The 22,854-nt window shown below is 68.4% G+C and carries 21 protein-coding genes and 1 pseudogene; 7 read left to right on the top strand and 15 right to left on the bottom strand.

What is annotated here, in order from left to right; genetic code table 11:
• Positions 1-4: 4 nt before the first annotated feature.
• The 7 genes from JIX55_RS02610 to JIX55_RS02580 form a co-directional block, all read right to left on the bottom strand.
• Positions 5-1,441 carry a protein kinase domain-containing protein gene (locus JIX55_RS02610; RefSeq protein ID WP_257561567.1) on the bottom strand — a complete coding sequence of 479 codons (1,437 nt, stop codon included), beginning with the start codon at positions 1,439-1,441 and terminating at the stop codon, positions 5-7.
• Positions 1,435-2,202 (bottom strand): hypothetical protein, encoded by a 768-nt coding sequence (locus JIX55_RS02605; RefSeq protein WP_257561566.1) that lies wholly within the window; start codon positions 2,200-2,202, stop codon positions 1,435-1,437. Before JIX55_RS02605 ends, JIX55_RS02610 begins: the two co-directional genes overlap by 7 nt.
• Before the next feature lie 17 nt (positions 2,203-2,219).
• Positions 2,220-3,038, bottom strand: coding sequence for a vWA domain-containing protein (locus JIX55_RS02600; protein ID WP_257561565.1), 819 nt, complete (start codon positions 3,036-3,038; stop codon positions 2,220-2,222).
• Between the two features lie 50 nt (positions 3,039-3,088).
• Entirely contained in the window at positions 3,089-4,114 is a 1,026-nt protein-coding gene (locus JIX55_RS02595; RefSeq protein ID WP_257561564.1) for an outer membrane protein assembly factor BamB family protein, read from the bottom strand.
• Positions 4,115-5,502: 1,388 nt separating this feature from the next.
• A complete protein-coding gene (locus JIX55_RS02590; protein ID WP_257561563.1) occupies positions 5,503-7,548 on the bottom strand; it encodes an outer membrane protein assembly factor BamB family protein in 2,046 nt (681 codons plus the stop codon).
• Positions 7,549-8,194: 646 nt separating this feature from the next.
• Positions 8,195-9,328: a hypothetical protein gene (locus JIX55_RS02585; protein WP_306819974.1), complete on the bottom strand. Its 1,134-nt coding sequence runs from the start codon at positions 9,326-9,328 to the stop codon at positions 8,195-8,197.
• Positions 9,329-9,330: 2 nt separating this feature from the next.
• Positions 9,331-10,380, bottom strand: coding sequence for a hypothetical protein (locus JIX55_RS02580; RefSeq protein ID WP_257561561.1), 1,050 nt, complete (start codon positions 10,378-10,380; stop codon positions 9,331-9,333).
• A gap of 309 nt (positions 10,381-10,689) precedes the next feature.
• Between JIX55_RS02580 and JIX55_RS02575 the strand changes: the two genes are divergently transcribed.
• Together JIX55_RS02575 and JIX55_RS02570 are read left to right on the top strand one after the other, a co-directional pair.
• Positions 10,690-11,625: an ADP-ribosylglycohydrolase family protein gene (locus tag JIX55_RS02575; protein WP_257561560.1), complete on the top strand. Its 936-nt coding sequence runs from the start codon at positions 10,690-10,692 to the stop codon at positions 11,623-11,625.
• Between the two features lie 281 nt (positions 11,626-11,906).
• On the top strand, positions 11,907-12,518 hold the full coding sequence (locus JIX55_RS02570) for a DJ-1/PfpI family protein (protein WP_257561559.1): 612 nt from the start codon (positions 11,907-11,909) through the stop codon (positions 12,516-12,518).
• 146 nt (positions 12,519-12,664) lie between these two features.
• Here JIX55_RS02570 and JIX55_RS02565 read toward each other — a convergent pair whose 3' ends face one another.
• The 3 genes from JIX55_RS02565 to JIX55_RS02555 form a co-directional block, all read right to left on the bottom strand.
• Positions 12,665-13,018 carry a YdhR family protein gene (locus JIX55_RS02565; RefSeq protein WP_257561558.1) on the bottom strand — a complete coding sequence of 118 codons (354 nt, stop codon included), beginning with the start codon at positions 13,016-13,018 and terminating at the stop codon, positions 12,665-12,667.
• Positions 13,019-13,151: 133 nt separating this feature from the next.
• Complete coding sequence (locus tag JIX55_RS02560) at positions 13,152-13,808, bottom strand: maleylpyruvate isomerase family mycothiol-dependent enzyme (RefSeq protein ID WP_257561557.1); 657 nt, start codon at positions 13,806-13,808, stop codon at positions 13,152-13,154.
• Between the two features lie 65 nt (positions 13,809-13,873).
• Complete coding sequence (locus JIX55_RS02555; RefSeq protein WP_257561556.1) at positions 13,874-14,383, bottom strand: GNAT family N-acetyltransferase; 510 nt, start codon at positions 14,381-14,383, stop codon at positions 13,874-13,876.
• On the opposite strand from JIX55_RS02555, the gene JIX55_RS02550 reads away from it, so the two are divergent.
• Entirely contained in the window at positions 14,382-15,089 is a 708-nt protein-coding gene (locus JIX55_RS02550; protein WP_306819972.1) for a LysE family translocator, read from the top strand. The genes JIX55_RS02555 and JIX55_RS02550 overlap by 2 nt on opposite strands.
• Before the next feature lie 17 nt (positions 15,090-15,106).
• Here JIX55_RS02550 and JIX55_RS02545 read toward each other — a convergent pair whose 3' ends face one another.
• Positions 15,107-15,427, bottom strand: coding sequence for a DUF6191 domain-containing protein (locus JIX55_RS02545; RefSeq protein ID WP_257561555.1), 321 nt, complete (start codon positions 15,425-15,427; stop codon positions 15,107-15,109).
• A gap of 131 nt (positions 15,428-15,558) precedes the next feature.
• Between JIX55_RS02545 and JIX55_RS02540 the strand changes: the two are divergent.
• The 4 genes and pseudogenes from JIX55_RS02540 to JIX55_RS02525 form a co-directional block, all read left to right on the top strand.
• Positions 15,559-15,777: pseudogene (locus JIX55_RS02540) on the top strand (NF041680 family putative transposase); the annotation flags it as partial.
• Between the two features lie 171 nt (positions 15,778-15,948).
• Positions 15,949-16,311, top strand: coding sequence for an ArsR/SmtB family transcription factor (locus tag JIX55_RS02535; RefSeq protein WP_257561554.1), 363 nt, complete (start codon positions 15,949-15,951; stop codon positions 16,309-16,311).
• Positions 16,308-16,850 (top strand): SRPBCC family protein, encoded by a 543-nt coding sequence (locus JIX55_RS02530; RefSeq protein WP_257561553.1) that lies wholly within the window; start codon positions 16,308-16,310, stop codon positions 16,848-16,850. The genes JIX55_RS02535 and JIX55_RS02530 overlap by 4 nt, the downstream gene beginning before the upstream one ends.
• A complete protein-coding gene (locus tag JIX55_RS02525; protein ID WP_257561552.1) occupies positions 16,847-17,401 on the top strand; it encodes a TIGR03086 family metal-binding protein in 555 nt (184 codons plus the stop codon). Before JIX55_RS02530 ends, JIX55_RS02525 begins: the two co-directional genes overlap by 4 nt.
• Before the next feature lie 467 nt (positions 17,402-17,868).
• On the opposite strand, the gene JIX55_RS02515 is transcribed toward JIX55_RS02525, so the two are convergent.
• The 4 genes from JIX55_RS02515 to JIX55_RS02500 all read right to left on the bottom strand — a co-directional run bounded on the left by JIX55_RS02515 (position 17,869) and on the right by JIX55_RS02500 (position 22,842).
• Entirely contained in the window at positions 17,869-19,311 is a 1,443-nt protein-coding gene (locus JIX55_RS02515; protein ID WP_257561551.1) for a GH1 family beta-glucosidase, read from the bottom strand.
• 48 nt (positions 19,312-19,359) lie between these two features.
• The gene (locus JIX55_RS02510; RefSeq protein WP_257561550.1) at positions 19,360-20,352 is read right to left on the bottom strand and encodes a carbohydrate ABC transporter permease; all 993 of its coding nucleotides are present in this window, start codon (positions 20,350-20,352) and stop codon (positions 19,360-19,362) included.
• 16 nt (positions 20,353-20,368) lie between these two features.
• Positions 20,369-21,337: a carbohydrate ABC transporter permease gene (locus JIX55_RS02505; protein ID WP_443046358.1), complete on the bottom strand. Its 969-nt coding sequence runs from the start codon at positions 21,335-21,337 to the stop codon at positions 20,369-20,371.
• Positions 21,338-21,525: 188 nt separating this feature from the next.
• Positions 21,526-22,842 carry an ABC transporter substrate-binding protein gene (locus JIX55_RS02500; RefSeq protein ID WP_257561549.1) on the bottom strand — a complete coding sequence of 439 codons (1,317 nt, stop codon included), beginning with the start codon at positions 22,840-22,842 and terminating at the stop codon, positions 21,526-21,528.
• Positions 22,843-22,854: the final 12 nt, after the last annotated feature.

The following is a 22,854-nucleotide window of genomic DNA, read 5'->3' as shown; positions in this document are numbered from 1 at the left end:
GTGATCACTTGTCGAGGGTGAGGAGCAGCGTGATCAGCACGCTCAGCAGAAGGATCACGCCTACGCCCAACAGGACGATCCGGGCCGGTAGCAGATCTTCCGGTCGGCTGTCGGGCCGGGCGGGCGTGAAGTGCGCCTCATGGTCGCCGGGGTGTGGGTCGAACTCGAAGGCACCGGCTGCGGGGTTCGGGTCTCGCTCGGCGGCCGGTTCGGGGAGCCGCGCGGCGGGCCGTGGTCCGGTGTGCTCCGGCATGCCCGTCGAATCCGGAGAGGACGCGGTCCTGGGATCCCCCTGGGATTCGGGTACTGCGAACACGCCGATGTCCAGGAAGGGACGAGGCCCGGAGCGCGGCCCCGATGTGGGACGCCAGGCCATCGGTTCCAGGACGCTCTCCTGTGAGGCGACTTCCGGCTGCGGTTCAAGGTCTGGTTGGAGGTCGACGGGGCAGTTGAGCATCGAGCGTAATTCCGCGGCGGTGACGCGTACTTCGCGCATTCTGTGGTGCAGCAGCAGGTGCCAATTGTGAGACTGCGTCGGATCGCGGAAGTCCTTACGGGACAGCAGAAGGTGATCGGCGCCCGGCCGGTGCAGAGCTGTCCACAGAGAGACGTCATGGCTGAGCATCACCAACGCGGCGTGGATGACGTGCGAGGGGAAGCGGTCCCGGTGCATCGCCACGAGGGCGTCCGGCTCCTGGATCGGAACCCCTGTCGAGGTGCTGGTCGTGAACACGGTGCCGCTGGTACCGGTGGAAGCGGCCGTGTGGCGCACTTCGGTCTCGCCGTCCTGGCCTCGTTCGCCTTCGCGCGGGAGGCGGAAGTCGGGGTGTCCGTCTTCGCGGCGAGGGGGTATCGACCATCCAGGAACGGTCATGGCGTCGTAGTCGACGAAACGTACCGCTGTCTCGGAAGTCACCAGGACGTTGCCGCTCTGCAGGTCTCCGTGACTGATGCCGGATCGGTGCATCCGGTGGACGGCGCTGGCGAACCGGTGGGCCAGTCGCCGCAGTTCCGCGCTCGCCTCTCCCGGTCGCTGGTCGAGCACACCGTCGATCCAGTCGGTGAGACGCAGGCCCGAAACCCATTCCATGAGGACGACCGGCCACCATTTCCCCTGCACCCACAGCCCGTTCCGCAGATAGTGCACCTCTGTCTGCCAGGATCCCCGGGCGCCGTGCAGACAGTTCGCGATCTCGCGGTATCGGCGCTCGCGAAGGGGCTCGTCGCGCAGAAAGCACTTCAGCGCCCAACTCCGCCCGTCCTCCGGGTCCTCAAGGCAGTAGACGGCTCCGAAGCTGCCGCCGTCGGCGCCGGGCTGACCGTCGGCGCCCAGTTTTGGCAGGCATCGCTTCAGACGGGGCTCCTCGCTGCACTGCTCCAGCCGGGCCACAGCGGACTGGTAGTCGGACAAGGTGGGCCGTTGGCCTTGAGGCGTCAGCACGGCCCGCACTCCGCTCTGAGCAGGGTGATGTCGTCGTCCTCGAGCACGCGCTTCGCCCGCTGGGCCTGTACCCAGTTGGGGAAATCGTCCCTCGAGGCGCACACCGTGTCCAGCACGACCCAGGGCCGGCCTCCTACGTCCGCGTGGCGGGTCCACCAGCGAGCCAGGGCGTCCGTCATCAGATAGAACACGTCGTCCGAGCGCCAGTGGCCCTCTCGAAGCTCCGGCGTCGGGGGCGTCGTGGTGCTGCTCGCCCGGATCACCGGTGGCACGCGGGTCTTGATGGCCACCGATTCCACCACACGGTCGGAACGGACCTGGAACATGCATGAGTCGCCGACCGAGACCACCTGCCACATCCCTTCACCGAGGCAGTCCGGCGGACCGTCATCTTCCGGACGAGGAAGCAGTCGGATGCCCAGAACCGTTGTAGCCGGGCCGTTGTTGATACGGACCTGTGCGAGCCACGCCCTGCGGCTGGACGAGGCGACGCCTTCGAGGAGGGTTCGCTTGTAACTCGGCCACCGCAGGGTGGCGTCGGCGGCGACATCGTCGAATGCTCGGGCGTTCTGGAAGGCTCGACCGGGCGCGGCGCACAGATCGCGCGCCAACTGCCGCGCCCACCAGCCGCTTCCAGCTGATCCGCTGCTGCCGTCGGCCACGACCAGGCGGGTTTCTCCTCTGCTGCTCGCCGGGGGGAGCGCCATATGGGCGGCATCTTCGATCTGGGCCGGGTGCAGGTTGGATTTGGGCGCTTGCATCAGGCTCTGGCTCACGATCACGCCGGGGTGCCGACGTTCAGGAAGAGCATGACGGACTGCATGCTGGCGTTGAAGACGAAGCCGCGTGCCCCTGTCTCCACCTTCATTCCGAGGTCCACCGCGGTGTCGCGCATGTCGGGGGGCAGGACGTCCGACATGGAGAAGAGCTTGGCGCCCATCGGCGGCAGGCCGGCGGCGGTGTTGGGATAGTGCGTCGGCGTGGCGATGTCGGACGAGATGTGCAGGTTGAACAGGAGGGCACTGCCGTCGTTCGTTCCGATGGAACGGAGCTGTTGGGCTGGGCCGGCCGGATCGCCGTCCGTCGACTCGCCGTCTGTCAGGTTGAGGATGATGGGCGGAAAGCTTCCGGGGTGATCGGTCACCCAGCGGTCCAGGACTCGGTGCGCGTAGAGCAGGGCCTCACACATCGGCGTTCCGGCGGAGGCGGCGGCTTCCAGCCAGATCGGCATCTCCGCGACATGGGTGGTGGTCGTGCCGTCCGGGAGGACATCGGTGCGGGTGAACCGTTCGGAGCGGATTCTGCCCTGTGCGAGGGCGCTCGCAGGCACGAGGTCGCGGCCGGTGAGAGGACCGCCGAGGGCTGGGCCGACCGTGGCTCCGTAGCCGATGACGGAGACGTGGAAGAAGTCCCAGATCTCGTCGATGCCACGACCGCACCGGATGATCAGCTCACGGAGCATGCTGTTGATGGCGTCGGCCACGGCCATCTGTTTGGACTGGGTCGTGCTGGGCATGGCCGCGCGCATGGAACTGGACTGGTCGATCAGGAACACGATGCAAGCCGGATTGGCCCGGCTGATTTCTGCCTCGTACACGGCGGTTGTTCCCTTCTGCTCTGGAGGTTGATTTCGGATCGGTGGTCACCTCAGCCGGGAGGGCCCCAGGTGTTCAGGAGCCCGTCGACGAAGCTGACGTGGAGGCGGCCGGGAGTGGCCGTCACGTTCATGGGCCTCGGACCGTCCGGGGTCAGAGGCTTGAGTTCTCGGCCGGTTCGCGCATCCAGACGGCGCACGCTGCGTGCACCGCAGACGTACACCACTCCGTCCAACGCGGTCACAGCACGTCGCCCGTCTCCGTCGGTGACGGCGCGCCACTTCTGGTCCCACTGCTCCATCGACAGGGCGATGACCGCGCCCGCATGGTCGGTGACCAGCAGCAGATCGCCGTACGTGACGGGAGGCGCAGTGATCGGGAATGTCGATGCGTCCCACTGGCGACGCGAAGTCCCCTCGGGGTCCAGATGGTGGACCGTGCCCAGCGCGTCCCCGATGTACACACCGTCGGTCGTGGGTGTCGGCGTGCATCCGGCCGCGTCCCATGCCTGGTGCGGACTACGGATCTCACCGGTGGCGGGCCGCACCGCCATCAGGCCTCTGCGTTCGGTGGGAACCCAGACCTGGACACCGTCGGTGGCGAGAGGGGAGACCACAGGCTCGTCCAGCCAGATGAGACGGTGCGCGGCCCTGCTGTCGGTGGTCCGGGGGTGCTGAAACCAGAACAGGCCGTGGGTTGTTCCGATCAGCAGCAGATCGTTCACGGTGACGGGAGAGTGTCGGCCGGGATCGCCGTCGAGTTCCAGATGGGTTTCGTCCGTCAGGCCACGCAGGTCGTATCCGTTCAGCCCGCCGTCCCGTAGGGCCCACCACAGCCGGTCGTCCCATGGGACGGGGGCCGACTCGGCGGTGCCGCGCAGTGCGAGGCTGCGCTCATGGCCGCCGGTGGTCGCGTCGATCAGGTGCGCGGTGCTTCCGCAGGTCACCACCAGCAGGCCGTCCATGAGCATCGGCGGAGACAGCAGTGGGCCGCCGGTTTCCCGCGTCCACTTCACTTGCCATGCCTGGTCGGTGCCGGTGCGGCCCGTGTACGTGCGTGCCGGTGAATTGACGAGCACGCGTGTGTCGTCGGCGAGAGGTGCGTGCTGATCGTCGGTAGTGGCCTCCTCGTCTGTCGGGCCTGGCAGAGCTCGTGGCGTGTCCGATGCGGGTGGGGCCCCGTTCGGTCTCTGAGGTCGTGTGTCCGGGGTCGTGCTTTCGGCGGAGGCCCCGGCCGTCCGGTCTTGCGGTTGATGAGCGGAGGTGGCACGCGTGGTGCTCGGTCGCGGGTCGGGCGGAGCGGCGGAACTTCTCTCGTCCTCGCTCGCTGAGGAAGGCGAACCTGTGTCGAGTTCGCGGCGATGGGGGCCTGCGTTCAGGGCGGTGACCTCGCCGGGCATGTTCTGACGCGCCAGCACCGCCTGCACGTACTCACGCCAGGCCGCGCGGTACAGGCCAAGGCGGTGGTTGCCCCAGAGAGGCGAAACGGTGAGCCGCCTCAACCGCTTGGCTCCCGGCCGTGACCAAGGCCGGTGCCGAATCGATTGCGATACCGCCTTGTGCAGCTTGGCGCCCGCGTTGCCGTGGGTTGCCGCCCAGTGGGCGATGGTCGCCTCAGCTGGTTGCCGGGCGGTTCTGCTCTGCATCAGGGCGTCGATGAGGTCAATGGCGGGAAAAAGAGCCGCGCCGGTGCAGGCGTAGGCAGTGATCGCGCCCACCGCGTAGACGCTGCTGGATGCCCGCACCGGGGCGTCCGCTCTGCGAAGTTCCGGTGGCAGCCAGCTCGCGTCGGCCCACAAGAAGGACGGACGTGGATCGGTATCTGCGCGGCTGTCGGGAACGTGGAGGAGACCGCGCAGCGACAGCGCCAGGTGCACGTCGACCACAACCGCCTGGTCGGTGGTGAGGAAGAGATTGGACGGCTTCAGGCCGGAAAGCGTGAGCCCCTGAGAGTGCAGGCGCTGCGTCAGGCCCGCGAGTTGCCACAGCAGGTACAGAGCGGCCTCAGCCGGAAGCGGGCGGATGGCCACAGCAGTGGTCAAGGAAACAGCGGAATTCCTGGCACCGTTGGATGAGGGGCCGTCGCTCAGCCAGGAAGTCGCGACCCAGGCGCGGCCGGCAACACGGTCATATCCGCCCTTGGCAGGTATCGCGTGGCGGGCTCCGGGTGAGTCACCCGTTGCGTGTACCTGATGGAAGTGGCTGAGGACCTCCTGTACCCGCCTTCCAGCCGCACGAGGCTGTCCCCAGCCTGCATGCAGTTCTTTCACGGCCATATGCGTTCCGTCCTGCCCGAGTCCCAGATAGGTGTCGCCGAGCGTTCCCCGGCCCACCAGGTGTCGGAGACTGAACCCCCCGAGTTCTCTCATGTGTGCGCCCCCATACGGCTGTTGACATTCCTTGCCCACTGCTCACCCCTGGGCGGCCCGCGGCACCTCGATGCGGTCGTGGCCGTGCCTGGGGCAGGTCATGGCGCGGCAGACCCCGGGAGATTCAGGGCTTGGACAGTGCAGTTCCATGTGCCGATGTATGCGTGGCCGCGCGCGACGAGCGGCGGCGCGTGCATGGTCCCGTCGGTGCGATGCGTCCAGTGCACCTCACCGGTCAGGGCGTCGACCGCGGTCAGTGCGTCGTCGGAACCGACATACAGGGTGCCGCTGTCGTGCACAGGAACACACCTGAGGCGCCCGCTCGTGGCCAGGTGCCACTTTGCGACACCGGTGCGCGCTTCATGGGCCCACAATGTGCCGCCCACAGTGCCCACGTAGAGCATGCCCTGGCCGAGGACAGGTCCGGTGCAGGCGGCTGCCCTGCCGGCCGAGCGCCACCGTTCGCGTCCGGTGCGTGTGTCGATTGCGCACAGGGTGCCCGTCCGGCTGGCGAGGAAGAGTGTGCCGACGTGTCCGGCCGGGGCACCCACGAGGTCCTGCAGTTGCGGCAGTCCCATCGCCCCGGACCCGTCGTGCACCGTCAGGGACTGGAGTTTTCCTTGCCAGCCCGAAACGTACACCCGGTCCACCGCCACGGTAGGGGGGTCGAAGACCGGACCGTTCCCGCGGTCGCTGACCCAGAAGGGTGAGCCGGTACGGGCGGAGAGACAGTGGACCGCCCCGTCCCGTGCGCCCACCAGCACTCTGTTGCCCGCTACGACCGGGGTGAAGACACAGCTGTCGCCGGCGGTATAACTCCATCGCAAGGATCCGTCGGTGGTGTCCAGAGCCAGCAGGGTGCGATCGGAACAGGGGACATAGAGCATGCCGTGCCCTGCCGCGGGCGTGCATTCGATGCGGGCTCCGAGGTCACGCTTCCACAGGATCCTGCCGTCGGTGGCGTCCAGCAGCCAGACAGAGCCGTCCAGGGAGCAGACGGCGATGCCCTCAGTGACGTCGACCGGGGAAGTGAAGTAGGCGCGTCCGCTGAGTTCGTGGACCCACCTGACCTCAGGCCTGTCCGTGTCACTGGAGGCTCGGGTCCGCCCTGTCCGCCCGTCCCACTGCGCGGGCATGAACGCCTTCGTGTGCTCCGCGTGCTTGAGCACTTGGCTCCGGGCGGTGTTCGGCAGCCATGTTGCCCTGCGGGTCTTGCTCTCGCGTGGGTGCACACCGTGGTCCGCGAGCCTGATGAGGAGTTGCTGCGCGGTGATGCGGTGAGCGGGGTCCGGCCGGGTGCACTCCACCACAAGGTCGCGCAGGGAAGCGTGCAGGCGGTTGAAGGCATCTGCGGGGAACCGAGGTGGGCGGCCCACCAGGGCCTCTTCGAGGTCGGGCCGTTCCATCTCGGCACCGGTGGCGGCGTACACGAGCGTCAGACCGAGGGCGAACATGTCACTGGGGTGTCCTGCTCCGCCGTATGTCTGCTCAGGCGCCATGAACGCGTCCGTGCCGACCCTCATGGTCGGCCAGGTTCGAGTTTGGTCCAGTCTGCGAGAGACTCCGAAGTCGATGAGCCGTATGGAGCCGTCTGCCGCGCTGAGGACGAGGATGTTCGACGGCTTGAGATCCCGATGCACGATGTTGTGGGTCTGCAGGCGCACCAGGATGGGAGCGATCTCGGCAGCCAGGCGAAGGACCGCCTTCGTGTTGAGCGGACCATGGTCGGAAACCAGCGTTCGCAGGTCCATTCCGGATACGTACTCAGTCGCGAACCACGGTGGCACGCTATCCGGATCGCAGTCGAGGAGCCGCAGCGTCCCCTCAGCGTCCATCTCACTCAGGGCTTCGATTTCTCGGCGAAACAGGCGTCGTACGTACTCGTCCGAAGACAGGTCACTCCGCAGTACTTTCACGACGGCCAGCATCGAATCCGCAGTTCGTGGTCCGCTCGCGTTCGCGAGGTACACAGTCGCCATACCACCGGCCCCCAGCACGGCCAGCATGGTGAACCGCCCTAGCTGTGACGGGTCACCGGCGCGCAGACCTCTCACGTCCTCTTCACTCCCCCCTGCAGAAAAGGACAATGCTTTCGATTTTGCAACGTCGCCATAAAAGAGCTGAAGCGACGAAACCCCCTTCAAGAGCAGCGAGGGTACTTCATTACGGGCTCATTCGCAGGGGAGAGGCGGGCGGACTGGCGAATAGGTAGAGAGATGAACATTTTTTACTTTCATTCCTGCTCATCCAGTGCAATGGCTGAACGAATTTGTAGCACTGTGATCATGTTGACTCCTCATGGGATCGCTGAGCGCAGTCGACCAGCGCTTGTGTGAGGTCTCGGATGGCTTCCGCTTTCCGAACGTGATCGTTGGGGGCCGGGCGGGCGTGGACGGTGGTTGAGGGCGGGAGAAGAAGGTCCGGGAAGAGGTCGCGCAACGCACCCTTCCCGACGCGCTGCGCTGACGACCTGCGCGACGTCGGCGAGGTTCGCGCACCACCGTCTGAGCCATCAAGGCCTCACCAGGGGACGACCACGGCCCCTGGCACCTTTCCACAGGCGGCCGACCGGAGCTCCCGGGGCGGCCCGATCCCGAAGGAGCCACCATGCACGCGCCCGTCGGCACGCACGCAGGGCGGGATGCTCGACATCCACGACCACAACGGGCACCGGGTCCGGCCGCTGTTCTCCGCCGCCACACCCGAGTACGTCGGCACGTCGTTCGTCGCCGCTTACCTGTTCGACGCCGCCCCCCGGGCGACCCAGCCGCCGCGAAAGCGTTCGTCTTCTCAGCCGAATCGCAGGATACGGGGGGCGAAGGTGCCCTCGGGGCCGTCGGCGCGGCCGACCGACCACACTGTCGTCGTGCCCGGCACCGGCGTCAGCCGCAGCACCGAGGAGTCACCCTCCCCGGCCACCGCCGGTTCGCTGTACTCGGTGAACGACTGCCCGTTCCAGGCAAGGAAATCCGGCCCGGGGACAAACGGCGGATAGCTGCCCGGCGGGCCCCACTTCTGGGAGCGGGCCACCGAGACCCAGCCCAGTGCGCCGGATGAGGTAGGCGCCAGTGAGCTGATCGAGCCGAAGTCGGCCGGCACGGTCACCCGGCTCCACGCCTGCCCGTCCCAGCGGACCAGCAGCGGCGGAATCGGCCGGCCCACCGGGCCGCCGACGAACCCGGCCGTGCCACCCGCCCACACCTCCGTCGGGGAGACCGCCAGCACACTGCCCACGGCCGACCGCGGGAACCCGTGCACGATCGTCTGCTGCCACGCCTGCCCGTCCCAGTGCGACACGGCCGCACCCGAGTCGGTGGCGCCCGCGGCCCAGACGTCGTCGGCCGCCAGGATGTGCAGGCCGTACACGGATCCCGGCGGCACCGGCACGTCCCGCCAGCCGCGCCCGTCCCAGCGCAGCAATACCTGTGCGCCGTCCCGCGAACCGATCAGCCAGGTCTCACCGCCGCCGGCGACGACTTTGGTCAGCAGGACACCGCGCGGCGGCCGGCTCTCGTACCAGGCGATGCCGTCGAAGCGGAGCAGGTGGGCGCCGCCCGCCGAGTCACGGCCGACCGCCCAGACCGCGGTCGGCGAGGTCGCGGCGATGGACAGCAGCTCTCCCTGCCAGCCGATCCCGGGGAGACTCTGGCGCTGCCAGGCGGTTCCGTCCCAGCGCAGCACCAGCGGAAAGCCCGGCGCCTCGCGACCGACGGCGTCGGCACCCACCGCCCACGCCCGGTCCGGTCCGAACGCCACGGCCTCGTTCAGCCCGGCCTGCGGGCGTACCTGTGCCGGGACCGGAACGTGTTGCCAAGACAGGGTTTCGGCCGCGGCCGAGGCCGACGCCATGCTGGTCATGATCGTTATGATCGTTATGATCGTCATGACGACGGCGAGGGCTGCGACGAGAAGTCGGCGTGCCATGGTCAGCCTCCCAGCCGCTCGCTCATCAGGTTCGGTTTCGAGCCGTAGATCTCGACGGTCCCGAAGGACAGCAGTGAGAACCCGGCCTTCGCCAGCGCACGCGGTTTGACGTCGATCGCGTTCGTGCGCTCCGGGCCGTAGGAGAAGGTGGTGCGCAAGCCGTCCACCCGTGCGTACTTCGACTGGAATGCGCGGTCGCTGCGCACCGGCAGCCACAGCGCGCCGTCCGGGCCGCGCACCATGGCCTCGGTGTGGGTGTCGCCCAGCGGTGGGTAAGTGGTGCGCCAGGCGTGCCCGTTGAAGGTCACCAGATAGGTGCGGGCCACGCCGTCGGTGTACTGGCTGCCGCCGATCGTGACCCGGCCGGACGGTTCGAGCAAGACCGTGTGCACGTTGCTGTTCGGCGGCAGCGCCACCTTCGCGTCCCGCCACGCCCTGCCGTCCCAGTGCAGGACGGTGGTCCCGGTGCTGGTGTCCGCCCAGGCCCAGGCGTCGGTGGCGGTACGCGCGGTGATCCCCATCAGGAACAGCACACCGTCCGGGGTGGACTGGGTGGTCCAGCCGGAACCGTCGTAGTGCAACACCTTCAGTCCGGTGTCGTCCTCGCCGACCACCCACGCGGCACCCGGTACCGCGGTGAAGTCCTGGTAGGTCCACAGGGTCTGCGGCAGCGGGACGGCGCTCCACCTTCCCGACGACCGGCGCAGGATCTCCCCCACCCCCACGCGGTTGTGGAAGATCCACACCTCCTCGCCGACGAACTGCACCTCGCCGAGCCAGCCCAGCTCACCGGCGCCGGGGAAGGTGGTGTCCCGGCTCCACGCCGTGCCGTCCCACCGGTACAACATCGGCCGCAGTCCATCGGCGGCGTGCTCGTACCCGGTCGCCCACGCCTCGCCCGGCCCGCGGGCGGCGAGATCGGACACGGTCACCGGCGGGGCCGCCGCAGGCACCGGCAGAGCCGACCAACTCGGCGTCACAGCCGCGGCCGGCGACACCACCGCGGCACACGCGATCACAAGGCAGACAATGACCGCACGGAGACCGTTCACGAGACCCCCCAGAGCGCGAAGGCCGCACACGCTATTGGCGTTCACCCACCCGTGAACAGACGGCATTCGGCCGATGAATCGCTCCGGGTCTGACGGAGGCTCCGGACGGTCCCGAGTCGAACGGAGTCGAGTTGCCTGGTGTCACGCTACCGGTGGGGTGGGGAGTTCGTACTCCGCCGGGCTGAGCATGCCCAACGCGGCATGCACGCTGTCGCCGGGGATTCGCTGCCGATCGGCAATGCAGTCGCATGGGTGGCCGGCCTGCGACGAGAATGCCCTGGCCACCGAATCGTTCAGAGGAGCTTTCCGATGATCAGTCAGCAGCGCGCCCATGCCAGCCTGGACGGCCTTGTGATGGGCGATGCGTTCGGTGACGGCTGGTTCACGCGCTCTGACGAGAACGCCGAGGAGCTCTGGGCTGCGCGGGTCCTGCGTCCGGAGCCGTGGTCGTGGACGGACGATTCCGCCATGGCCTTCGTCCTGTTCGCTCACCTGATGACCCACGGAGAGATCCGCCCGGATGCCCTGGCAGTTGAGTTCGCCGCCGAGTACGACCGGGACCCGGGGCGCAAGTATGGGCCGTCGATGCACGGTGTACTCCGGAGCATTCGTGAGGGCGGGCACTGGCGGGCCGTGACCACGGCGCAGTTCGGCGGACAGGGCTCCCACGGCAACGGCGCCGCGATGCGGGTCGCCCCTCTCGGGGCATGGTTCCGGGACGATCTGGCGGCTGCCGGCGAGCAGGCCCGGCTGTCCGCGCTGACGACTCACGCTCATCCCGAGGCAGTCGCCGGCGCCGTGGCCGTGGCAGTTGCCGCAGCGCTGGCAGCTGCCGACGGGGGTCCAGATGCCCCGCCCCGCGCGGAGTTCCTGAAGGAGGTCGCCGACCACGTGCCGGACAGCGACGTCCGCTCCCGACTGTTGGTGGCCGCGAACTTCTCCGACCGTACGTCGGTTCGCCACGCAGCGTCCGTGCTGGGCTCGGGAGCATTGATATCGGCCCTGGACACGGTTCCGTTCGCCCTGTGGTCGGCCGCGGGACATCTGAACGACCTGGGCGAGGCGTTGTGGCAGACCGCTGGCGCGTGGGGCGACCGCGACACCACCTGCGCGATCGCGGGAGGTGTCGTCGCGGCCCGAACCGGCACGGGTGGGGTCCCGGCCGCGTGGCTCGAAGCCCGCGAAGACATCCCCGCCTGGAGCCGCTGGGAAGCCCCCGTGGTGGGTCCGACGGGCGCTGAGTAGATCGGGACATCGCTCATGCTCCAGGCTCGCACGGTGCTCAAGATGCCTGAGCCTTCGCGGTGTCCTGGACCTCGCCCAGGTCACCGGCCTGCCATGCCGCAGGCCGCCGACGGGCGTTCTGCCACGTCTACGGCCACGTCTACGGCCGCAGCGGACGGTCCTCGGACGACTCGAAACGCAGAGCGTCGATGGGCATGCCACCAGCCGCTGATTGGCTCTCGACCGGGAACGGCGCGCCGGGGAAACTGCGGACTTCTGATGCCGTGCTTGGAGGAGTTGTGATGCAGGTCGCCGTGGTCACCTTCGACGGGTTCAACGAGCTCGACAGCTTCATCGCTTCCGCACTGATCAACCGGTGCCGTAAGGACAACTTGGAAGCCTTCGTCACGACGCCGACGCCCGTGGTCACGTCGATGAACGGCGTCGAGGTGACCGGGCAGCGCCCGATGGAGTTCGTGACCGAAGCCGACGTCGTGCTGATCGGCAGCGGGGTGAAGGCGCGAGAAGTGGTCGCCGACGACCGGCTGATCTCGAAACTGCTGCCGCTCGACCCTTCGCGACAGCTGATCGGTGCGCAGTGCTCGGGCGCGCTGGTGCTCGCCCGGCTCGGGTTGCTGGGCGCCATGCCGGCCTGTACGGACATGAAGAGCCGACCCTTTGTCGAAGCCTGCGGCGTCACCGTGCTGGACGCGCCGTTCCACGCCGAGGGGAACATCGCCACGGCGGGCGGTTGTCTGGCGTCCCAGTATCTCGCCACGTGGGTGATCACCCGAATGCTCGGCGAGGGCGCCGCGCGCGCCGTCATCGACTACGTGGCTCCGGTCGGCGAAAGTCAGGAGACTGTCGAGCGGGCCATGCGTGCCGTCCACGCGGGCGCGGTTGCACTGCGCTGACGCCTCGCCATCAGCAATTCGGGGCCGCCTGCAATCACGACGACTCTGAGCGCATTGAGGGCGTGACGTTGTCCTAGGTACGCGTGAGCCGTGGACGCGGCGAAACAAGCGGAGGACCAGGAGCTGCCATCCCCGCTGATTGCCCGTCAGCTGGATTTCCTCTGCGTCGTTTCGGTGAAGGCCAGCCCTTGCAGGGCGAGTCGTTGCGTTTCGTATCGACCTTCGGTCGTGGCCTCCACGTCGAACCCGTGCGCGACCTGCGGTGGGTAGCCGATGAGTTCGAGCGCCCGGCTGGGCAGCGCCTGCTGGGACGCCTCTTCCGACTCCCACAGCAGAACGGCTCCCCACCGGTTGGTGTCCGGATCGGAGAGCCACATCTTGAAGCGAAGCCCGGGCACTTCGGAGAACGCGGTGACGGATTCCTCACGCAGGTACTCACGCATGGACTCGATGGTCTGTCCGGAGGCGGACAGGTCCCACCAAACAATGTCGGCACGCATGGCGTTCCTTCCTTTCGAGAACGGAATCCGGCTGTCGGCTGGCCACGGGCACGCGGTTACGGGGCGATGCGGGCAATTCCTTCCGCCGCTCGGGCCGAGATCGGCGCGCCCCACATCCTGCCCGGTGACGAGGTCACAGGCGGTCCAGGCGCTGTGGAGGGTGGGGCGGCCAGGGCTCGAGAGCAGGCAACTCCTGCGCCGCCACCGGTGACACAACGGGCGTACGTCCGGCCAGCCAGGCCGCCAGGTCGCGCACGCCTCCGCCAACCACCGTGCCCGGCGGCCCGTCGCCGACGGACCACTGGCGGCCCACGTCCTCGGCACGGACGCGTGTGCCTGCCGGAAGGCGGCCGAGGAGGAAGTCGATGGCGTGTGCGGCCAGGTCCTCGGGCCAGTCGTCCGGCCGCACGCCGAGTTCCAGATCGACCATGTGGATCCATGCCTCGCGCCAGCGTGCGAAGACCGTGGCGGCAAGGTCGGCGTTGCGGAACGTCACCGGACGGCCCCAGTCCACGCCGGTGGCGCGTGCCCAGGATGCCTCCAGCCCGGCCGTGTGCGCGGCGAGCTGAGCGCGGTGCTCGGCTGCGCTGCGGCCAGCCGTCGCCTCGATGATCGCGTTGCGCTCGTCGACCCCGCTGTCGTAGCCCGCTACGAGTTCACCGCGCAGGGCATGTTCCGCGAGACGGGCGAACATTCTCGCGTTGTCGGTGAGATGCGCGAGGACGTGGCCGCGTGACCAACCCGGAAGGGCGGAGGCCTCGGCGACCTGCTGGTCGCTCAGTCCGGCCACGAGCCTCTCCAGTGTCCGGTGGGCTTCGATCACGGCTGCGACAGGAGGTTGCACGACCCTCCGTCCTACAGGGCCGGGGTCTGGTTGAGGACTGCCGGGGCCCGGGCAGCGAGTTCCTTGAGTGGTTCACCGCTCAGCCGGCATACCGTCCACTCGTTCAGCAGCTCCACGCCGAGCGACTTGTAGAAGTCGATCGTCGGTTCGTTCCAGGCCAGGACCCACCACTCGAAGCGCTCGTAGCCGTTCTGTTGACAGATCGCGGCCAGGAAGGCGAGCAGAGCCTTGCCGTGTCCTCCACCTCGGGCGTGCGACCGTACGTAGAGGTCCTCCAGGTGCATGCCGCGCGTGCCGGTCCAGGTCGAGAAGCGGGGGAACCACAGGGCGTAGCCCACGGCCTGCCCCGTCTCGTCGTCCTCCGCGATCAGTGCGGAAGCAGCGGGATGTTCTCCGAACAGCGCGTCGCGGAGCTGCTCCTCGGTTGCTCGGGCCTGCTCAGCAGCCCGTTCGTACTCAGCGAGTTCGCGGATCATCGCGCGGATCTCCGCGATGTCGTCCACAGTGGCGGCCCGGATCATGCCGGAGATCATCAGCCACCGTACCGAGCCGTGTCCATCCGATTACGCGCCTTCTCTGCGGCGTGAGCCCGACCGTGGCTTCGCCTCGGCGGACGATCTGCGGAACACGTCCGCAGCTGGGCCGACAAGAGCCTTGTGGCGCATCAACGTGCTTGGCGGTGCTGCCCCGATGATGACTTCCGTCGTTGCGTTCGTCGGTGCGGCCTTCCTGGTCGCCATGGTTCCAGGGCCAAGCACAGTCGTGATCCTGCGCCGAGCGGTGGTGAACGGCCGGAGGACCGGTATGGCCACGGTCCTGGGTAACGAGTGCGGGGTGCTGCTGTGGGGCCTCGCCGCGGCCTTCGGTCTCTCCGCCCTGCTGCTGGCCTCGCAGGTCGCCTACGACGTCATCCGGATTGCCGGCGCCGCGGTGCTGGTGTGGATGGGAGCGCGTGCCTTGTGGCAGGCGAGGGGAGCTGGACAGCCGGATCAGGGACCAGCGGAAACAGCCGCGGTGTCGCTTCGGCGGGCGTGCTGGCAGGGCCTCGTCACCAACTTCGCCAATCCGAAGGCCGGCGTGTTCGCCGTGTCCTTCCTGCCACAGTGTCGGAGAAGTGCTTCAGCGGCGGTCCGTTCGGCGCCGGACGGAACAGGTCTCCGGGGCGCTCTTGGTCGGGCTGGGGGTGCGCCTGGCTGCCGAGACCTGAGCTTGTCCTTCAAGGTCTGACTGTGATGGGTGGCCTTCTACTGACAGGCCTGCGGCATCCGGACGACCGCGGTCCCTCCCTCCAGGTCTACCGTTGTCCGGTTCGGTGGCGCCCCGTCTTCCTCGTCGTCCCGCATCACCAGTGCCGACTGCCGCTCCTTCAGTTCGTTCTGCTTCCCGGGCGAAAAGCTCGCGTGGAGCTGCTCAAACCCGGTCGCCGATATCTGGCCCTGCCGGACGCTGTTCCGCCATGGCAGCAGTCCGGCCCGCCCGGCACGGAGAAGCAGCTGATCTGCGAACGCCAGGACGGTGAGCAGGATGACCAGTCCGGGCAAGGTCATGAAGACGGCGAATCCCATGCCCCCAGTATCCGGACCAGGGGGCGATGCCGATAGATCAGACGGTAGGGCCAACTTCAAACGCCCGGTCCTGCCGACCTCGAACATGATCACCCGAACGGGGATTCCCGGGACGTGAACACGGCCTTCGCCTGATCCTTCGCTCCGAACTGTTCGAGCTCACCGACGCGTTGCTGTGCGCGGACGGGCCGGTGAGAAGACCGGTGGACCTGACGCTGCCGGCCGGGCACCGCCGCGGGCACGGCGCCCTGTGCGAAGCCCTCAACCGAGGCCGCCTCGATACCGACCGGCTGTGGCGGACGCCGGCCGCACTGCACACATCCTGGTGCCGGCTGCTGGAAGCGGTTGATCCAGGCCCAGCAGTGGCAGGTGAACGGACTTGACGCCCACTCAGGTGTGCATCTCGGGCGGCGACCGTAGCCGTCCGGCCGTGTCGGCCGCTATTCAACCAGTCGGTTGACAACGCCGTGAGCTCGGCCGTACGGTTATTCAACCGATTGGTTGAAGATGCGAGGTGCGAGATGGCCGACGACCGGCTGTCCCGGGTGTTCTCCGCTCTGGCCGACCCGACCCGGCGCGACATCGTGGCCAGGCTGGCCGCCGGGGATGCCACGGTCAATGAACTGGCCGAGCCGTACGACGTGACCGTGCAGGCCGTGTCCAAGCACATCAGGGTCCTGGAAGACGCCGGTCTGGTCAGTCGCGGCAGGGACGCCCAGCGGCGGCCCTGCCGCCTTGAGGCAGAAGTCTTCGACCTGATGACGAAATGGATCGAACGTTACCGGCGTGAGGCGGAGGACCGTTTCCGTCTGCTCGATGCCGTCCTCGAGCAGACGGCGGAACAGCCGGTGGCGGGCACCCCGACGAACGAGGCGGCATCATGAGCACCACGAAGGCGAACGGCCGGCACGAGACCCAGATCGTGGCCGATCCGGCTCTGCCCACCATCGTCATCATCCGGGAGTTCGACGCTTCGCCGGATCGCGTGTTCCGGGCGTACACCGATCCCGACCTGGTCGTCCAGTGGCTCGGCCCGCGTCGGCTCACCATGCGGATCGACAAGTACGAGACGTGCAGCGGTGGGTCGTACCGCTATGTGCATCGCGAGGACGACGGGACGGAGTACGGCTTCCGCGGCGTGTTCCACGAGGTACGCCTCAACGAGCGCATCGTGCAGACCTTCGCCTACGACGGCTTCCCGGACGGCGTCAGCCTGGAGACAACCGCCTTCGAGGCCCTCGGCAGTCGCACGCGGGTCACCACCAAATCCCTTATGGACTCCATCGAGGCCCGCGACTCGATGATCAAGAGCGGCATGCAGCGCGGCGTCCGGGAAGGCCATGAGCGGCTTGACGAGTTGCTCAGCCGCCGCCAGAGCGGCAACGCCGACCGGCGTACCGAAACGGAAGGCTTGAGATCATGACGAGGGCAACCGATGAGCACCGCACCGTCGCAGGGGTCTTCACGGACCGCGTGCGCGGAGTGCGTCCCGGGGCATGGGACAACCCAGCGCCGTGCGAGGGGTGGGTCGCCCGGGATGTGGTGCGCCACCTTGTCGAGTGGTTCCCGGACTTCCTGAAGGCCGGCGCCGGAGTCGAACTGCCGAAAGGACCGTCGGTGGACGATGACCCGGTGGCGGCCTGGACGGTGCACAGCGACGGCGTGCAGGCCCTCCTCGATGATCCGGCCACGGCACAGAGAATGCTGTCGAATCCTCACATCGGAGAGGTCCCGCTGGACCAGGCGGTCGACCGGTTCTACACCGCCGATGTCTTCATGCACACCTGGGACCTGGCGCGGGCCACCGGCCAGGACGAGCGCCTCGACCCCGGCAGGTGCGCCCAGTTGCTCGAAGGGATGCTTCCGCTGGACGACGTGCTCCGCAACAGCGGCCAGTACGGACCACGGGTCGAGGTACCCGAAAGCGCCGACGTACAGACTCGCTTGCTCGCCTTCATCGGCCGTAGGCCCTGAGCCGGTGCTGAACCCCGGCGAGCCGGTCAACGCCGACCTCAAACGGAGCCTTCCGAGGCACGGCCGGCCCGCGATCAGGCTCAACTCGCCGCCGAGACCCACCGGTTCTTCCACCGGCGACAATGCCAGCCGCACATCGTCCGCGGCTGCTTCGGCGGCCGGCACATCCGCACTCGACGCCGTATGGGAGCTGCACGACCGCCGCATCACGGCCCAGGTGCCCGATCGCCGGCAGACGTCACGCCGTGGGCACCGGCGCCGGCCGACGCCGGTGCCCACGGCGTGACTCCGGTGCGGCTCACGGTGTCATGCGACCGGCGACGCCCGGCCCACCCGCGGGTATGTATCCCCGTCGACCCTGGCCGGGCCGAGGCCGACCGGGGGCCGGGGGCGCGGAGTGGGAACGTACCCGCCGGGAACCGCCCCCGGGTCAGCACCGGACTTCGCCGGAGGCGCTCAGCGGCCGTTCAGCCGTCGAGCGTGCCCGTGCGCGCCACCTTCGAGTACCAGTGCGCGCTGGCCTTCGGGATGCGCTTGCCGGTCGGGTAGTCGACGTAGACCGCGCCGAAGCGCTTGCTGTAGCCGTATCCCCATTCGAAGTTGTCGAGCAGGGACCACAGGAAGTAGCCGCGGACGTCGACGCCCGCCTCGATCGCGCGGTGCACGGCGGTGAGGTGGCCGCGCATATACGCGATCCGGTCCGGGTCGCGCACCTCGCCCTCCGGGCTGACGTAGTCGTCGAACGCCGCGCCGTTCTCCGTGATCATCAGCGGCAGGTCGGGGAAGTCGCGCCCCAGCCGGAGCAGCAGGTCGTACAGGCCGCTCGGGTCCACCGCCCAGCCCATGGCGGTGGTGTCGCCCGGGGGCAGGTGGAAGGCCACGTTGTCGGCGCCCGGCCAGGGGCTGTGCGCGCTCTTGCCGTGGCCGTCGGAGTTGTGGCCGGCGTCGCCGGTGGCGGCCGAGACCACGGTCGGCGTGTAGTAGTTGACGCCCAGGAAGTCCAGCGGCTGCCGGATCACCTCGGTGTCGCCGTCGCGTACGAAGGACCAGTCGGTCAGGCGCGCCGTGTCCCGCAGGAGATCGGCCGGGTACTCGCCGTGCAGCAGAGGGCCGGTGAAGACCCGGTTGGCCAGGGCGTCGATCCGGCGCGCCGCGTCAGCGTCCTGCGCGTTGCCGGTGAGGGGCCGTACGTGGTGGACGTTGAGCGTGATGGCGACCAGGGCGTCGGAGGGCAGTGCGGAGCGCAGCGCCTGGACGGCCTTGCCGTGGCCGAGGTTGAGGTGGTGCGCGGCACGCAGGGCGGCGACCGGGTCGGTGCGGCCGGGGGCGTGGACGCCGGACGCGTAGCCGAGGAAGGCGCTGCACCAGGGCTCGTTGAGCGTGGTCCAGGTCCGCACCCGGTCGCCCAGCGCCTCGGCGGCCAGGCCCGCGTACTCGGCGAAGCGGTCGGCGGTGGCGCGCTCGGGCCAGCCTCCCGCGTCCTCCAGCTCCTGGGGGAGGTCCCAGTGGTAGAGCGTGGCCAGGGGCTGGATGTTCCTGTCGAGCAGCTCGTCCGTGAGCCGGCGGTAGAAGTCCAGTCCCTTCTGGAGAGAGGGGCCGCGGCCGGTCGGCTGGACGCGTGGCCAGGCCAGGGAGAACCGGTAGGCGCTCACACCGAGGTCGGCCATGATGGCGACGTCCTCGCGCCAGCGGTGGTAATGGTCGGTGGCGATGTCACCGGTGTCGCCGTTGCGGACCTTGCCGGGTGTACGGGCGTAGGTGTCCCAGATGGAGGGGGTTCGGCCGTCCAGGGCGGCGGCGCCTTCGATCTGGTACGCGGCGGTCGCCGTCCCCCAGGTGAAGCCCGGCGGGAAGGCGCGGGCGGCAGCGGTTTCGGGGGCGGGCGCGACGCGTCCGGTTGCGGTGGCCACGTAGGTCCTTCCAGGGAGAGGGGGGTGTGAGGGGAGAGGAGGGCGCGTTCAGCCCTTGACCGCTCCCTGCATGATGCCGCCGACGATCTGGCGGCCGAAGACGATGAACATCGCCAGCAGCGGGAGCGTGCCGAGCAGGGCGCCCGCCATGATCAGTGACTGGTCGCGGACATAGCCCGCGCTGAGCTGTGTGAGGGCGACGGGGACCGTCGGATTGGTCATGTCGAGCACGATGAAGGGCCAGAAGAAGTCGTTCCAGGCGTGCACGAACGTGATCATGAAGAGCACCGCCATCGCGGGCCTGGCGATCGGCAGCACGATGCTCCAGAAGATCCGGAGCGAGTGCGCACCGTCCACCCGGCCCGCCTCGACGAGTTCGTCGGGCAGCGCCTCGGACAGGTACTGCCGCATGAAGAACACGCCGACCGCGCTGACCAGGGTGGGGAAGATGACGGCGGGCAGCTTCTGGCCCCAGCCCAGGTCCGTCATCATCATGAACAGCGGTACGACCGCGAGTTGCGGCGGCACCATCATCGTCCCGATGACCAGCATGAGCAGGGCGTTGCGCCCCTTGAAGCGCAGCTTGGCGAAGGCGAAGCCGGCCAGGGTGGCGAACAGCACGGTGGACAGGGCGATGACACCGGCCACGATCAGGCTGTTGGCCATGGCCTTGCCGAGCGCCGCGTCCTGCCACGCCTTCCCGAGGTTCTCGAAGAGATGCGGGCCGGGCAGGAAGGGCGGCGGTGTCTGGGTCACGCGGGTGTTGTCGCTCGACGCCGCCACCATCGTCCAGTAGAGGGGGAAGAGCGACAGCACCGCTGCGACGATGAGCAGGATGTAGGTGAAGGGGCCCGCGTGGTGCTGACGTCCGGCCCCTTGCCGCAGCATCCGCAGCGGGAACCGGAAGCGGGGCCGCCCGCCGGGCGCGAGGCCGCGGCCGCGGTGGTGGCCCGGCTCGCGGTGGTGGCCGGGGTCGCCGTCGTGGTCGTGTGAGGTCCGGCGGGGGGAGTCCGCCGGGACCGGGAGGCTGTCGGTGGTCATGGCTGGCTGCTCCTGGTCAGGACGACGTGCGGGATCGCAGGCGCTTGACGACGCGCTGGAGGACGAAGACGAGGATCAGCAGCAGGAACATCACCCATGCGACGGTGGCCGCGCGCCCCATCTGGTAGTTCTTCCAGCCCTCCTCGTACAGCAGCAGACCGAGCGTCTGGTACTGGTTGCCCGCTCCGCCGGTGATGCCGTTCGGACCCTGCCCGAAGATCAGCGGCTCGCCGAAGAGCTGGGTGGCGCCGATCGTGGACAGCACGATGGTGAAGACGATCGTCGAGCGGATGCCGGGGACGGTCACCGAGCGGAACTGCTGCCAGCGCGAGGCGCCATCGATGGCGGCCGCCTCGTAACGGTCGCGCGGAATGGCCTGCATGGCCGCCAGGTAGAGCAGGGCGTTGTAGCCGGTCCAGCGCCAGATCACGATGGTGGAGATGGCCGTCTGCGCGGCCCACTTGTTGTTCTCCCAGTCGACGTTGTCGACGCCCACGACGCTCAGCAGCCAGTTGATCATGCCGAAGTCACGCTCGAAGAGCATGGTGAAGACGAGCGCCGCGGCGCCGACCGAGGTCGCGTACGGCGTGAGGGCGGCGACCCGGAAGAACGTCGAGCCGCGCAGGCGGTAGTTGAGGAGATGGGCCAGGCCAAGCGCCATCAGCAGCTGCGGAACGGTGGAGATCACACCGATGGTGAAGGTGTTGGCCAGCGCGTTCCAGAAGCGCTCGTCCTCCCACAGGGCCGTGTAGTTGTCGAGCGCCACCCACTCCATCAGGTTCATGGAGGCCAGCTCGACGTGGTGGAGGGAGATCCAGGCCGTGTAGATCAGCGGGTAGAAGCTGAAGGCCGCGAAGACGACGAAGAACGGGGCGACGAAGGCGTAGGGCGCGCCGCGCAGGTCCAGGCGGTGCAGCAGCGCACTGCGCTGCCGTCGGGGCCGGGGCCCCCGGGGTTGCTCGGACGTCAAGGTGGAAGTGGCCACCGGAAAGGGATCCTTCTCGAGACATGGATGGGGCTGCGGCGCCGGCGACGGACGGGCCGACCACCGCACGGGTCGCGCGGCGGTCGGCCGGTCGCCGGGGCACCGGGGATCAACCAAGAGCCGGTGAATCAACCGAAAGCCGGTGAATCAACCCAGAGCCGGTGAATCGACCGGAGGTCGGCCGGGAGTCAGCCGACGGCCTTCTCGATGCGCTCGTCCGTGGTCTTCCATGCCTTGTCCGGGCTCTGGTTCTGCGACTCGATCAGCGTCAGCCCCTGGGAGAAGATGTCCTTGATCGTGCCGTCCTTGCGGCCGAGGACCTGCTCGTCGGGGATCTCCTGGGCCCCGGCGCCGAAGATCTCACCGATGGGCGCGTCGCTGAAGTACTCGGACTTCGCGTTGACCACTTCGGGTGCCTTCAGGGCCTCCTGCGAGGACGGGAAGTTGCCGAGCTCCTGGAACAGGTAGGCCTGCTGCTCCGGCGCGGTCAGCCACGCGATCAGCTTCTTCGCTTCTTCCTTGACCGGGCTCTGTTCCGTGACGCCGAGGAAGGATCCGCCCCAGTTGGCGCCCTTCGGGGCCTTGGCGACGTCCCACTTGCCCTTGTTCTCCGGACCTGCCTTCTCGCTGATGTGGGCGAGCATCCAGGCGGGGCAGACCGTCGTGGCGAAGGTGCTGTTGGCCAGGCCCGGGTCCCAGCCGGGCTGGAACTGCCGCAGCTTGGCGGTCAGCCCGCTCGTGGCGGCCTTCGAGGCCAGGTCCCAGGCTTCGGTGACGACGGGGTTGTCCTTGTAGATCAGCTCCCCGCTCTTGTCGTAGAACTGCTGGGAGTTGCCGTAGATCATCGCGTTGAACAGACCGCTGGCGCTGTCCAGGTAGGCGACCTTGCCGTCCTTGTTCCCGGCCTTGAACTTCTCGCCGGTCTTCACGTACTTCGCCCAGTCGCCCTCCCACAGCTTGGCGACCTCGTCGCGGTCGGTGGGCAGGCCCGCCTTCTCGAAGAGGTCCTTGCGGTAGCAGACGGCCATGGGGCCGATGTCCGTGCCGAGACCGAGGACCTTGTCGTCCGGGGTGGTGACCTGGCTGAGCTTCCAGGGGAGGAAGTGGTCGATACCGGCAATGCCGGACAGGTCGACGAACTTGTCGGCCTGGGTGTCCACGATCTCCTTGGCGCGTCCGAGCTCGATGCCCTGGATGTCCTTCAGGCCACTGCCGGCCGCCAGATGGGTCTGCAGGGCGGTGTAGTACGTCTGCTCGTCCCCGGCCACCTCCGCCTTGACGGTGACGTTCGGGTTCTCCTTCATGTACCGGTCGAGCAGTTCGGTCTCCTTGAAGCCCATGACGCCGAAGAGGCCCATGGTGATGGTGACCTTCCCGTCCTTGACGCCTCCGCCGGTCCCCCCGGTTCCGCCGCTACCGCCGCATCCGGCGATGAGGCCGACCGCGGCGACGGCCGATATCGCCCCTACGGCTCTTGTACGCAACTGCCTGCGAACCCTGCTCATTTCGTCCTCCCA

Origin of the sequence: Streptomyces sp. DSM 40750, assembly GCF_024612035.1 — a bacterium.
Classification (GTDB): Bacteria; Actinomycetota; Actinomycetes; order Streptomycetales; family Streptomycetaceae; genus Streptomyces.
This window is presented reverse-complemented; position numbering and strand designations above follow the sequence as displayed.

Coding starts and splice junctions, on each gene's coding strand:
- JIX55_RS02555 (WP_257561556.1), bottom strand. CDS start 14,383: ATGATCCGGGCCGCCACTGTGGACGACATCGCGGAGATCCGCGCGATG.
- JIX55_RS02570 (WP_257561559.1), top strand. CDS start 11,907: ATGCAGGTCGCCGTGGTCACCTTCGACGGGTTCAACGAGCTCGACAGC.
- JIX55_RS02510 (WP_257561550.1), bottom strand. CDS start 20,352: ATGACCACCGACAGCCTCCCGGTCCCGGCGGACTCCCCCCGCCGGACC.
- JIX55_RS02525 (WP_257561552.1), top strand. CDS start 16,847: ATGACGAGGGCAACCGATGAGCACCGCACCGTCGCAGGGGTCTTCACG.
- JIX55_RS02500 (WP_257561549.1), bottom strand. CDS start 22,842: ATGAGCAGGGTTCGCAGGCAGTTGCGTACAAGAGCCGTAGGGGCGATA.
- JIX55_RS02575 (WP_257561560.1), top strand. CDS start 10,690: ATGATCAGTCAGCAGCGCGCCCATGCCAGCCTGGACGGCCTTGTGATG.
- JIX55_RS02550 (WP_306819972.1), top strand. CDS start 14,382: ATGCCGGAGATCATCAGCCACCGTACCGAGCCGTGTCCATCCGATTAC.
- JIX55_RS02530 (WP_257561553.1), top strand. CDS start 16,308: ATGAGCACCACGAAGGCGAACGGCCGGCACGAGACCCAGATCGTGGCC.
- JIX55_RS02585 (WP_306819974.1), bottom strand. CDS start 9,328: ATGGCACGCCGACTTCTCGTCGCAGCCCTCGCCGTCGTCATGACGATC.
- JIX55_RS02605 (WP_257561566.1), bottom strand. CDS start 2,202: ATGCAAGCGCCCAAATCCAACCTGCACCCGGCCCAGATCGAAGATGCC.
- JIX55_RS02545 (WP_257561555.1), bottom strand. CDS start 15,427: ATGGGATTCGCCGTCTTCATGACCTTGCCCGGACTGGTCATCCTGCTC.
- JIX55_RS02535 (WP_257561554.1), top strand. CDS start 15,949: ATGGCCGACGACCGGCTGTCCCGGGTGTTCTCCGCTCTGGCCGACCCG.
- JIX55_RS02565 (WP_257561558.1), bottom strand. CDS start 13,018: ATGCGTGCCGACATTGTTTGGTGGGACCTGTCCGCCTCCGGACAGACC.